Source organism: Clostridium sp., from assembly GCF_050717535.1.
Taxonomy (GTDB): Bacteria; Bacillota; Clostridia; order Clostridiales; family Clostridiaceae; genus Clostridium_AD.
Genome location: NZ_JBOITM010000080.1, coordinates 1 through 13,377 on the forward strand (window position 1 = coordinate 1; position 13,377 = coordinate 13,377).

Consider the following 13,377-nt stretch of genomic DNA (forward strand, 5'->3'; position numbering starts at 1 on the left):
TAGTTTCTATATCTGAGACATATTTATTAAAACATTAATTTCTATTGAACCGCCGTGTACCGAACGGTATGCATGGTGGTGTGAGAGGTCGCTAAATAAATTAATTATTTAGCTCCTACTCGATTGACCATAATTACTTCAAATAGCTTCGTTTAAACTACGAGTACAACCGTAACATCATAAAAATATATGCACGTGCACAGTCTAAATTAATATATAAGAAATAAAAGTGGATATTTTAGATTAAATGAGAGAAACTACATAATATATAAATCAAAGTTAAAGTATGAATTTTTATTTTTAAGGTGCTTACTTATGAGAAGGGCGGGGTGATTGCGATGGAAAATGGAGATCTAGCTTTAAATATCGAGTTAATTAGAGATGGGCTTGGCGCACAAAGCCCTATGGTGGTAAAGCATTTTTATATTGGCATAGATGAACCGTTGGGAGCTGCTATTATCTACGTTAACGGAATTACAAACAAGGACATTGTTGATAGAGATATATTGAATCCTCTTATGATTCATATAGGAGAAAATTTAAATGGAAAGGCAAATATAGCTGATTATCTTTGTAAAAGGTATATTTCTATGAGTAACACATTGGTAGAGTTGGATTTAGAAGTAGTGGTTAATCATCTTAAAAGAGGGAAAACTGCCGTATTAATAAATGGTGCTTTAGAAGTAATAATAGCTGACACTACAGGTGGACAACAAAGGGCGATTATTGAGCCCATGAATGAAACTGCATCAAAAGGTCCAAGAGATGGTTTCGTAGAGAATTTAGAAGTGAATATTAGTCTAATACGAAGAAAAGTAAAAGATAATAACCTGACCATTGAGATACTTAATGTAGGTAGTAGAATGCAGAGTGATGTGGCAATGGTTTATTTAAATGGTGTAGCTGATGAACAAGTAGTTAAAGAATTAAGAAAGAGAATAGAATCTATTAATGTAGATGGTGTACTTTCAGCGGGAGCGCTTGACCAGTTTATTGAAACCTATACCTATTCAATCTTTCCACAAGCTGATAATTCAGAAAGACCAGACAGGGCTATTGGAAATATGCTAGAAGGGAGAATACTAGTTGTTTTAGAAGGAACACCAATGGTGCTTATGTATCCAGCGACATTTATGGATTTTTTTCAGGCTGTGGAGGATTATTCACAAAGAACTATAATAGCCTCTTTTGTAAGATTTCTTAGGATTTTGGCTGCTTGCGTTGTTATTACGCTACCCTCTATTTATTTAACATTAATAAAGTTTAATGTAGAACTGATACCCATAAAATTCGTTACCCCAATTGTTCAGTCAAGGGTGGGAATTGCCCTAACTCCATTTTTAGAGATTATGGCCATGGAAATAGTTGTTGAATTTTTAAGAGAGGGTGGACTAAGACTGCCTACTAAAATAGCGCAAACCTTAAGTTTAGTAGGAGGTATTATTATAGGAGATACGGCAATTCAATCTAAAATGGTCAGTCCTACTACCTTACTTGTAGTGGGAATTACCGTAATTACTACTTTCTTAATCCCCAATTATGATATGTCTCTTTCTATTCGAATATTACGGTTTCCAATGCTGATACTAGCAAATATCATGGGCATATTTGGGATAGCTGTAGGGTGGTTTATACTTTTAGTTCATCTTTCCTCTTTAGATAGTTTAGGAGTACCATACTTTGAGTTTCATAAAAGTGATATGAAGGATACCTTTATCAGAGCACCCTTGTGGAAGATGAACAAGCGGCCAGTGGGAATTCCTAATACAAATCCAATAAGGCAAACAAATTTCAGAAATAAGTTTATGAAAAAAAGGTAGTGAATAAAATGGAGGGAAGCTCTAACAAAAGGCAAAACTACTTAACGGTGAGTCAGTTTGTCACTATTATTTTCGGTACTATTGTTGGAGTTGGTATTTTATCACTTCCCAATGGTGTAGTAAAAGTCGCTCATCAGGATGGGTGGATTTCCACTTTAATAGGTGGCATATATCCATTATATGTTGTAATTATTGCCAGCTATATTGGTAAAAAGTTTCCTAATGATAACATTTTAATTTTAAGTAAAAAGTATTTTGGTAAAGTCCTTGGAACTTGCTGTAATTTAATATTTGCAACTTATTTTATTTTTATTGCATCATTAATTGCTAGTTATTATAGCAATTTAATGCGAAGTTATATGATGGGATTTCTTACTTCTTTTAAATTTCTAGCTATCATATTTATATGTATTATATATGCTGCTTCTAAAGAGTTGAAAGTAATAGGAAGAATATGTGAAATTTGCTTTTTGCTTACTATAGCTCTGATACTAACACCTATAAGTGCTTTAAAACTTTCACAAATGACAAATATTTGTCCTGTATTTGGTTCTGGTTTTGGTTCAATATTGAAGGGGGCTTTGGAATCAACTTTTGCTTATTCAGGGGCGGAAATAATACTACTCATTTATCCTTTTTTGAAAGAGAAAAAAAAGATGCTAGTCTCGTCTATTATGAGTGTAACTATAGCTATAGTTATTTATGTTTGGTGCGTTTTTATAACAATATATTATTTAGGCCCTGATATTGTAAACAAAAGTTTTTGGTCGTTTTTGATAGTGACAGAAAGTTTAAGCGTATCAGTAATTAATAATTATAGATACATTTTTATGTATGTGTGGAGCATAATTGCACTTAAAACTATTACCATTAACGGTTATGCAAGCGTATTTATTTTAAAGGATTTTGCATATAAAATACAGAAGAAAAAAATTTACTTTTTAATGTTTCCAATACTCTTATATTTAGCTTTTAATTTTGGAAATGAAATAAGTAGGCAAAACATAAGTAATAATGTTTTACCGTGGTATACCTTATTTAATTTATTATACATGACTGTTATTGCTGCATTTATATTTTTTAAGAGAGGAGGCAAATCTTGAACATGAAAAAATACGTCATCATAATCATTGGAGTTTTTATTTATGTATTTATTATGATTGGACAAGAAAGATTTCCTATTGAAGCGGTAGCGACTATTAATGGTATTGGCTATGATATTGAAAGAAAAGGCGAAGATATCATTGAATATAGTATACCTATTAGTACAAACGTTTATAAATCAAGTGGTACACAAGAGAATATTTTATTTAATGATAATGGTCAAAATTTAGGTGAAGTAATTCAGAAAAGACAACAAAAGATGGATAAAAAATTTGTCCAAGGGCAAGAACAGATAGTTTTGATTAGCGAGGAATATGCAAGATATGGTTTGAAAACTTTGATAGATGATAGATTTAGAAATCCAGAGGCAAGCGACTGGGCTTATATGGCAATATGTAAAGGAAAAGCAGAAGATTACTTAAAATACAAGAAAAGTGGGTATAATAATGCTTCAGAGTATATGATGGGACTTATAGAATTTTATAGTAATTACAGCTTTTTCTCTAGCAACTACAAGGTAATAGATGCATATGTTAGGATTGGAGCTGAGGGTAGATGTCTTACTATTCCATATTTAGAATTAACAAATGAAGGAATAGAAATTACTGGTATGGCTATTTTCAATAATGATAAAATGGTACAACTTGCAGATATACAAAAATCTAAAATATTTAATATTTTAAAAAATAACAGTGTACGTGGGATATTATCCCTTCAAAAGAGTGCTAAAGAGTATGTTGATTTTGACGCAATAAGTAAAAAGAGAAAAGTGAAATGTTATAAAAAAGGTGACAAATACAGTTTCAATATATATTTGACCTTCACAGGTACGGTTACTAATAATGAAATGTATGCTGATATCAAGGGGGATATAAACAAAAGAAAAGAATTTGAAAAAGATATGGAGAAGAGTATAGAAAAAGAGTGTGATGAATTTATAAAAACGATGAAGAGTGATTATAAGGTAGATTGTCTTGCACTTGGAAGAGAAGCAGCTGCCAAGTATGGAAGGAACAAAAATATCGATTGGAATAAAGTAGTTTCTAATGCAGATATTAAAGTATATGCAGTAGTTAATGTAGATTTACAAGGTAGAGGAGATTATTAGGGATGCAGATAGAAAAGAAAAATCTACTAACTCCAAATGAAGTTACTTTTATATTAATGGGAATTGTAATTGATGTAACAGTAGCAGGTTTAGCTAATAGTGTAGCGGTTGCGAAACAGGATGGGTGGATTTCTGTAATAATAGGGGCTATATATCCACTATATGTTGCTCTCTTAGCTATATATGTAAGTGGAAAATTTCCTAAGGAAAATATTTTAGTACTGAGTAAAAAATACCTTGGGAACACATTTGGAACCATATTAAATTGTCTTTTTTTACTAAGCTTTTTCAGCTATTTCCCAGCTCTAATTTCAATTATTGGGATAATTGTAAGAACAGATGCGACACCTTCTTTAACTCCTTTAAAGATTTATGTAGTTTTATTTATTTTAGGAACATATGCATCTAGTAAAGGAATTAAAGTGATTGGAAGATTATGTACTATAACATTTTGGATACTGATTGCAACTATAATCCCTACTATTTCTATTTTAAAGTATGGAAGCTTTTTAAACATAAGCCCTATATTTGGAACAAAAATTGTAAACATTCTAAGGGGAGGCCTAGATTGTTTTGATAATTATGCATTATTAGAACTCATATTCTTAATTTATCCATTTATAAATGATAGTAGTAAGATAAAGAGTTCCGTTTTAAAAGCAGTGGGATTTACTACTATTATATACGTTTGGATTACTTTTATAAGTATATATTATATGGGAAAAGATATTATTCCTAAGACAATATGGAGCTTTTTTACAGTGACGGCGGCAGTAAAGGTTGAAATAATAACTAATTTTAGATATATTTTTATATATTGCTGGATAATTATAGCGATAAAATCTGTAGCCATTTTTAATTATGTGTGTGTATTTATTTTAGAGGATATTAAAAAAATAAAAAGTAAAAAAATAATATATCTAGTTATGGCTACTGTGGTTATAATTCTTGCAGAGATTTATTATAAAGATATGCTAGCAATTGTTGAGATTATGAAGTATACCTCACCAATAAGTACTATATACAATTTAATGTATATAACCCTCATCGCCAGCTTAATATGGATAAAAAAAGGAAGGGTAAAATGAAAAAAATTATGAGCATAATTCCTATAACTTTTTTATGCATTACATTAATTCTAGTGTTTTTTGGCGGTGAGAAAATACACTTACTAAGTGTGGAGGACTTGGGTATTTCTGTGGGAATAGGGATGGGCATAGATAAAGACGACGAAGGGAATATACTCTATAGGGTTACTTCCACTGCTAATTCATATAAGGAAGATTTAAGTGTTGAAACTTTAATAGGTACTGGAGTAGGCAGTACTATTGGTAAAACAAGAGAAAACAGGCAAAAAAAAATAGGAAAAGAATTTTTTTTAGGGCTTTCAAAAGTCTATGTATTAGAAGAAGAATATGCCAAATATGGAATAAGATCTTTAATAGATGTTAATTTTAAGAATACTGTGGTTAATGACAATTCATTTTTAGTGTTATGTAAAGGTAGAAGTGAAGAATATTTTAAATATACTATTCCAGGCTATGATAACTCAGCAGAGTATATAAGCGATATGATTGAAAATTCAGCAAGCTATAACTTTTTCAAAGATAATTATCTATTTAAAAATGCAATATTATCAATGGATGCAGAAGGTAAAAATATAGTTAGCCCATATATAGAACTAATGGAAGATGGAATTAAGATAGCAGGAATGGGAGTTTTTAAAAAGGATAAGCTTGCTGCTCTTTTAGATATAAATGATACAAGAATAATGAATATGCTGAGAGAAAATAAGGTAAAGGGCATATTAACTATACAAGATGGAACAGGAAAATATGTAAACTTCGAGGCGAAGTCGAAAAGAAAAATTACATGTACAAAAATAGGAGATAGATATACTTTTATTATTGACTTAAATTTACAAGGGGAAATTATAAATAATGTTCTATATAAAAATATGGCTGGAGATACAGCGGTAATCAAAAAGTTTGAAGGAGATATGTCAAAAAAAGTTAAAGATTTGTGTGACATTTTTTTAGATAGGATGAAGAATGAATATAAAGTAGATTGCTTACAATTAGGATGGGTGGCCGTGGCGAAATATGGAAGAGATACTGGAGTAGATTGGGATCAAGTCGTTTGTAATTCTAACATTATAGTAAATGTAAAGGTTGATGTTGATAAAGTAGGAAGAGGAGAGTATTAAATATAGGATAAGTATGAAGAAATAGAAGGTGATACACTGTGAAAAAAAATATAGTGATAATTATGTTTTTATTGGCCCTTATAGTTCCTATTTATGTAGAAGAATTGAATGTAGCTCCTATGGAGCAGTTAAATATAGCTGCAGGCTATGGGTATGATATTGTTAAAGAGTTAACCGGTAATGTGCAGTACAATATTCCATTTAGTATATATGATTTTAAAAAAAAGGCAAAGGAGGGTGCGAGGATTATTAATAAAAATACTAAAATAACTGAACAAGGCAGTAGTAAAATAGATGCAAGGGCAAGAAGTATTGGTGAAACAAGGGAAAAAAGACAATTAAGCTCTAGTAAGCCATTAATAATCGGAACTGAAAAAATAGCTATAATAAGTGAACAAGCGGCAAGGCATGGAATTAAAGATATAGTAAATATACAATTTGCCAATGCAAAAACAAATGATAGAGGCGTTTTTACAGTATGTAAGGGCAAGGCAGAAGATATATTGAAGGCTAAGGTTGACGGGTATGCTAGTTCTTCAGATTATATGGGAGGTGTTATCCGAAATGCTATAGACTATAATTTTTCATCTAAGAATTATACACTATTGAACATATATGTAGCATTGGCATCAGAAGGAGAAAATTTAGTGATTCCTTACCTAGAGATAAAGGATGAAAACATTGCGTTTACAGGTTTTGCCATATTTAAAGGAGACAAAATGGCTTATGTATTACCTATGGAGGATAGCAAAATCATGAGTATGCTCAGGGAGAAAAATGTAAAAGGAATATTAAGTTTGCAGGAAAGCCCTGATAAGTATATAAATTATGATGCATTTGTTAAAAGGAAAGTGAATTGTACTAAAAAAGAAGATAAATATGAATTTAGTATTGATTTAGATTTCCAGGGAGACATTATACATAACACACTATATAGTGATATAAAAAAAGAAAATGAAAGTAAATTTGAAGAACTTATGGAAAAAAAGATAGAGAAAATGTGTTATGGGTTTCTGGATAAAATGAAAAATGTTTATAAAATAGATTGCTTAAATTTAGGAATGATTGCTGCAGCCAAATATGGGAGGGAAACTGGGGTAGATTGGAATGAAGAGATAAGTAATGCAGACATTAAAGTAAATGTAAAGGTTAAAATTGATAAGATGGGAATAGGGCAGTACTAAAAGTACACGGAGAGTAAATATGATGGATAAAACAAAAAAGAACTTACTGGAAGAGAATGAAGCTATAGCAATACTAGTGGGATTTATGATAGGAACAAGTATTTTAGCATTACCTAATAGCATTGTACAGGAGGCAAAGCAGGATGGATGGATAGCTATATTGGTTGGAAGTATATATCCTCTATATTTAGCATTGCTTGCTATCTATTATGTAAAAAGTCATCCCAATCAGGATATATTAGCTTTAAGTAAAATATATCTAGGAAAGGTCTTGGGAACTATATGCAATATTTTATTTATGGTTCAATTTGGTATATTTTTAATAATTACCATTGTTAGTTTAAGTAATATTTTTAGAGTATATGCAACACCTTTTTTAACACCAATAAAGATTTTTATTCCTACCATATTATTAGCTATGTATTTAAGTAATAAAGGTATAAAAGTATTGGGGAAAATCAATGTAATTTCACTGTATACTATAGTTATTTTAGAAGGGGCACTATTAGCAACCGTAAAAAATGGAAATCATTTAAATTTTTTTCCTATATTTGAAACAGGAGTTAAGAATATTTTGAGTAGTAGCATGGAATCAGCGTTAGCTTATGGAGGAATAGAAGCTGTATTTTTAATTTATCCTGTTTTTAAAGAAAAGAATAAAATAAAAAATATAACTTTAAAAGCCGTGTTTTTTACTATGGCAGCTTATTTTTGGGTTACCTTTATATGTATATATACTTTAGGGTATAAGGTTACATCTATAGCACTATGGCCAGTTTTATTAGCAACAGAAGCGGTAAACTTACCATTATTAAATAGTTTTCGCTATTTATTTCTATTTTTATGGAGTATAGTAATGTTTAAGATTATAGCAAATGATCAATATGTAGTTATGTATATTCTAAGTGATTTATTAAAAATAAAAAATAAAAAGTATTTTTATTGGGCTTTATTCCCAGTATTAATTTGTTTATGTTTTTTATTTAAAAACGAAGTTCAAAGAAGAGACTTCCTTGGGTTTGTTACTCCTAAAATAACATTGTTTAATATTGCATATATATCTATCATTGCTATATTGATATTTATAAAACACAAAGCCAAAAAGTAAAATAATAATTCGGAAAATTTATATTTATGAATTTTAAATAGATGTATAATACTAATATGGAGTATTTTATATGTTTATTTAATTTGAAAATAATTTATGAGGAAGTGACCTAAATTGACGTTTAATGTATATGATAAAAATAAAAAATATTTAGGATTTATTCAATCTGCATATCCAAAATACACCAATGTATTTATGGTGGCTAGTACAGATGTTAAATTAGGTGATGAGGATTTTCAAATAAATAATATAAAATCTGAATTAGCCGGGTATTTGGGGTGTAAAAGTATTCTAGGGAAAATTAATGAGCCAAGATTAAGTAAAAGCATAGATAATATTATAATTAAAGAATTTAGTAAATTTAAAGATAATACCTATGATGAATTATTGAAACTGGTATATCTTAGAGTACTACGTTATGAAGAAAAATCTTATTTTAAAGATATTAAAAATGAACAAATAAATGCATATTTTTTGCTAGATGTTAATAAGGTTGTAATTAAAAATAATGCTATGATCATAGATGAAGAGATAGATTATCTTAACACAGAAAAATTAGAAAATAATGTTCCTATGGTTGCAAAGATTATGGATTATCCAAGAATACAGATTGATAGTATGTCATCAGGACAAGGATTATTATTAGGTGCAGACCTTGCTGATTTAGCGGGTAGAAATCATGTTCACAAGACAAAATTAAAAATAAAATCAGGAAATTTTGCTTATGAACTTAATTTACCTGTAGAATTGTACTTGAAAAAAGGTGATACGATTCAAATTTATGTAGATAATAGAGTAATTAAAAGGGTATTTTGTGATGGTATTATATATGATTTTTAATGCTTTTGAACTATGCGCTTTTTCTTGGATTATGCTATAACTAAAAGTATAATCTAAGAAAAATAGCTGAGTTTCAGAAAAATTATTATTATATGGAGGCAAACATGACGTTAATCTATTTAGGAGAGTTGCCTTAATATTTATGTAGATGGGAGAAGTGGACATGTATATTAATGAAACAAAAATAAAAGTAAGGTATGTGGAGACAGATCAAATGGGTATAGTTCATCATTCAAATTATTATGCTTGGTTTGAAGTAGGTAGAGGAGAATATATAACAGAAATAGGTATGACATATAGCGAAATGGAAGAAAATAATATTATGATACCAGTAGTAGAAAGTGCTTGTAAGTACATAGAAGGGGCAAGATATGAGGACATACTTATAATTCAAACATTTATACAAGTACTAAATGGGGCTAAGGTAATATTTAATTATAATGTTATTAGAGAAAAAGATGGAAAAATCATAGCTAAGGGTGCTACTACCCATGCTTTTGTCAATGAAAAATTTAGAGTTGTAGACCTTAAAAAAGCTAATAAAGAGATGTGGAGTAGGTTTCAAAAATTATTTGAAGACTGAGGGTAATGTCTTATTATGAGTTAAAATTTTTTAATATTCTGTTAACAAAAAGATATATCGCTTAGAATTCATTTCTAGCGATATATCCTTGACCTTATATCAGAATATTAGAAAAAAATCGTAAATCGTAATAGCACATTACTTAGCAAGTTGCGAAAAATAATGCTTTGGGATAAAACCTTTCTTGATTCCTTCTGTAACTAGTAAGTATGTTGCAGTAGTATCAAATCTAGCGTCATGAAAATTTGCAGTATCTCCAAAATATTCATTGCTCTTTAAATTTATTTTACTCTCATTTAATTTGAGGAATGTAATGGCTTCTGATAATTTTGGGTTTTTATATCCACCACGAGCTGAATAAAGTTTGCATACATCTTTATAATATTTCATTGTACAAAATGTATGGCTAGGGGTTAGAGTATGTCCACAATTTTTAAGCTCATGAGTTAGAAATTTTATATCAAAATTAACATTGTGGCCAATAAGAATATCTGCATTGATAAAATCATCAATGAAATCTTCATAAGAATCTTCAAAAGTTTTGCCATTACTTAATTCAAATAGTCTATCTACACTAAAACCATGTACATCTTCAGCAGAGGGTTCAACATAATCCACCGTAAAGAATATATTTTTACCTATGGTTTTTATAGGCTTATAACTAGTATCAACAAGTATGTAACTTAACTGACATATGTTTCCTGGTCTTATACCAGTAGTTTCTGTATCAAAAAAAATCATTTTCATTAAAAACCCTCCTGCTGTTCTCTGTGGAACATAACAATTATTAAATGTTATGCCTTCCTTTGTTTTTATATCGACTAAAAATAATGTTGCATTAATTATAACATAGATTTTATATCTTTATATATTAGAGAATATTGTATATAATAATTATAAAACTTTCTTTAAAATGCATTATAATTTAATAGGCTAGAATAGACCTAGATTTATATATGTATTTAGGTGAAGTGGAGGTGAAAAGTATGATTGAACTTTTAAGAAGTCTTACTAATAATTTAGGTTATGTGATTCTTATTGCTTTTTTTGTTTCTAGGATAGGAAGTTTTAAGGTTATTGTTCAAAAAGAGAAATTTAAGCGAAGAGATTTAATTATGCTTTCAATAATTTTTGGCTCATTTGGAATTTTGGGAACTTATACAGGCACAGCAGTTAATGGTGCTATTGCCAACACTAGAATTATTGGAGTAATGGCAGGTGGAATACTTTGTGGGCCTTTTGTAGGGATAATGGCAGGGGTCATAGCTGGAATGCACAGACTACTAGTAGACATAAGTGGAATTACATCAATACCGTGTACAATAACAACTATAATCTCAGGAATAGTTGCAGGAATAGTATTTAAGATATCAAACGAAAATAATAAATGGGTGTATGGATTAATTAGTGGACTTCTAATGGAAATTTTAGAAATGATTTTAATACTTTTAATGGCACATCCTTATAATAGTGCATTAACTATTGTTAAAAGTATATATTTTCCTATGAGTTTTACTAATGCAATTGGAATTGCAATTCTAATAGTAATAATTCAAAAAATGCATGATGAAAAGGAAGAGATTGCAGCAAAGCAAGCAAAAATAGCACTGGAGATAGCTAATAAAACCTTGCCATATTTTAGAGAAATGGATGAAAATTCACTAGAAGAAATATGCGGTATAATAAGAGAGTCAATTGCTGCGGATGCGGTAGCTATAACAAATACAGAGTATATCCTAGCTCACGTAGGTGTAGGGTCTGATCATCATATAAAAGGGCATAGAATTATAACAGAAGCTACAAAAGAAGTTATTAAAGATGGAAACTTGCTTTCTTTAAGTAATGCAAAGCAGATAGAATGCCCTAATTTAAATTGTAAATTAAAATCCGCAATTATTGCTCCTTTAAAGGAAGGAAATAAAATGATAGGCACCTTAAAAATATATTATTGTAAAGAGGATGCAATCTCCTTTAGAAATATAAATTTAGCAGTAGGGTTATCCCAAATTATTTCTACTCAACTAGAAATAAGCAAACTTGGAGAGCTTAAAGATATGGCAAATAAGGCTGAAATAAAGGCATTGCAAGCTCAGATAAATCCTCACTTTTTATTTAATGCATTAAACACCATAATTTCCTTTATTAGAATCAACCCCAGTAGAGCAAGAGAGCTAATTATAAATTTATCTACTTATTTAAGGTATAATTTAGAAGCAGGAGAAAAACCAGTAGATATTTATAGAGAGTTAGAGCAGGTCAAAGCTTATATAGAGATAGAAAAAGCAAGATTTGGAGAAAAGCTTCATATAATTTACAATATTGAAGATGATCTAGATATTAATATTCCAAGTCTAATAATTCAACCAATAGTTGAAAATTCTATAAAACACGGTATTTTGGAAGGCAAAGGATATGGAACAGTAACAATTGAAATTAAAAAAATTGATGAGGATAATATTATGATAGTAATTGAAGATGATGGAGTTGGCATTTCGGAAAAGACTATAGAAAAGGTTTATAAAGATGAAATGGAAGAGAATAGAATAGGTATGGCAAATGTTCATAAGAGGTTAAAATATATTTATGGTGAAGGATTAAAAATAGAAAGACTTATCAATGGTACAAGAATTAATTTCAATATAAGGAAAATAAGGGAGTGATGATGTGAACTGTATTATTGTTGATGATGAGTTTCCTTCAAGAGAGGAATTAAAATATTTTATAAACAATTTTAGTAGTATTAAAATATTGGAGGAATTTGATGATTCTATTAAGGCGCTAGAGTATATTGAATTAAATAAACCAGACATTATTTTTCTGGATATCAATATGCCCAAGTTAGATGGAATGGCACTAGGCAAAATTATTAGCCATTTTCCTAAACAATCTCTTATCATCTTTATTACAGCTCATAAGGATTTTGCTGTAGATGCTTTTGCAATTCAAGCATATGATTATATATTAAAGCCCTATTCAGAGGAGCGTATAGTTAGTACATTATTAAACATTGAAAAATGTTCAGATAAAAAATGTACAAATAATAAAATAACTCTTTGGAAAGATGGTAAAATGATGGTAAAGAGTATAAGTGATATTTCTTACTGTCAAGCAAGTGAACGAGAAACATTAATTTATATTAAAGGAGTACAGTATAATGTGAATTGTAGCATTTCAGAATTTTACAATAGACTTCCAAAAGAATTATTTTTTAGAAGTCATAGATCTTATATTATAAATATTGATAAAATAACAGAAATAGTTCCATGGTTTAATAATACATATATATTAAAGATACAAGGAGAGAAAATAGATATTCCTGTAAGCAGGAATAATATAATTGAATTTAAACAGATAATGAGCATATAAGAGCACTTCGTGTGCTCTTTTTTACATTTCATGTATAAAAGTGTATTAAAAATTAAAA

12 protein-coding genes are annotated in these 13,377 nt (G+C 29.4%); 11 read left to right on the plus strand and 1 reads right to left on the minus strand.

What is annotated here, in order from left to right; translation table 11 throughout:
- The first annotated feature begins 338 nt into the window (after nt 1-338).
- From ACREVU_RS16095 to ACREVU_RS16135, 9 genes are all read left to right on the plus strand, one after another.
- Complete coding sequence (locus ACREVU_RS16095) at nt 339-1,820, plus strand: spore germination protein (protein WP_431552621.1); 1,482 nt, start codon at nt 339-341, stop codon at nt 1,818-1,820.
- Between the two features lie 47 nt (nt 1,821-1,867).
- On the plus strand, nt 1,868-2,923 hold the full coding sequence (locus ACREVU_RS16100) for a GerAB/ArcD/ProY family transporter (RefSeq protein WP_431552622.1): 1,056 nt from the start codon (nt 1,868-1,870) through the stop codon (nt 2,921-2,923).
- 2 nt (nt 2,924-2,925) lie between these two features.
- Nucleotides 2,926-4,032, plus strand: coding sequence for a Ger(x)C family spore germination protein (locus ACREVU_RS16105; protein ID WP_431552691.1), 1,107 nt, complete (start codon nt 2,926-2,928; stop codon nt 4,030-4,032).
- Nucleotides 4,033-4,034: 2 nt separating this feature from the next.
- A complete protein-coding gene (locus ACREVU_RS16110) occupies nt 4,035-5,120 on the plus strand; it encodes a GerAB/ArcD/ProY family transporter (protein WP_431552623.1) in 1,086 nt (361 codons plus the stop codon).
- Nucleotides 5,117-6,238, plus strand: a complete 1,122-nt coding sequence (locus ACREVU_RS16115; RefSeq protein WP_431552624.1) for a Ger(x)C family spore germination protein — start codon at nt 5,117-5,119, stop codon at nt 6,236-6,238. Before ACREVU_RS16110 ends, ACREVU_RS16115 begins: the two co-directional genes overlap by 4 nt.
- Nucleotides 6,239-6,276: 38 nt before the next feature.
- The gene (locus ACREVU_RS16120) at nt 6,277-7,422 is read left to right on the plus strand and encodes a Ger(x)C family spore germination protein (protein WP_431552625.1); all 1,146 of its coding nucleotides are present in this window, start codon (nt 6,277-6,279) and stop codon (nt 7,420-7,422) included.
- A gap of 19 nt (nt 7,423-7,441) precedes the next feature.
- Nucleotides 7,442-8,530: a GerAB/ArcD/ProY family transporter gene (locus tag ACREVU_RS16125; protein ID WP_431552626.1), complete on the plus strand. Its 1,089-nt coding sequence runs from the start codon at nt 7,442-7,444 to the stop codon at nt 8,528-8,530.
- 114 nt (nt 8,531-8,644) lie between these two features.
- Complete coding sequence (locus ACREVU_RS16130) at nt 8,645-9,370, plus strand: hypothetical protein (RefSeq protein WP_431552627.1); 726 nt, start codon at nt 8,645-8,647, stop codon at nt 9,368-9,370.
- Between the two features lie 163 nt (nt 9,371-9,533).
- Nucleotides 9,534-9,953: an acyl-CoA thioesterase gene (locus ACREVU_RS16135; RefSeq protein WP_431552628.1), complete on the plus strand. Its 420-nt coding sequence runs from the start codon at nt 9,534-9,536 to the stop codon at nt 9,951-9,953.
- A gap of 138 nt (nt 9,954-10,091) precedes the next feature.
- Here the strand turns inward: ACREVU_RS16135 and ACREVU_RS16140 are convergent, their stop codons facing one another.
- Nucleotides 10,092-10,700, minus strand: a complete 609-nt coding sequence (locus tag ACREVU_RS16140; protein ID WP_431552629.1) for a 3'-5' exonuclease — start codon at nt 10,698-10,700, stop codon at nt 10,092-10,094.
- Nucleotides 10,701-10,939: 239 nt separating this feature from the next.
- Between ACREVU_RS16140 and ACREVU_RS16145 the strand changes: the two genes are divergently transcribed.
- Both ACREVU_RS16145 and ACREVU_RS16150 read left to right on the plus strand, forming a co-directional pair.
- Nucleotides 10,940-12,613, plus strand: a complete 1,674-nt coding sequence (locus tag ACREVU_RS16145; RefSeq protein WP_431552630.1) for a LytS/YhcK type 5TM receptor domain-containing protein — start codon at nt 10,940-10,942, stop codon at nt 12,611-12,613.
- A gap of 4 nt (nt 12,614-12,617) precedes the next feature.
- Nucleotides 12,618-13,319, plus strand: coding sequence for a LytR/AlgR family response regulator transcription factor (locus ACREVU_RS16150; protein ID WP_431552631.1), 702 nt, complete (start codon nt 12,618-12,620; stop codon nt 13,317-13,319).
- Nucleotides 13,320-13,377 lie beyond the last annotated feature (58 nt).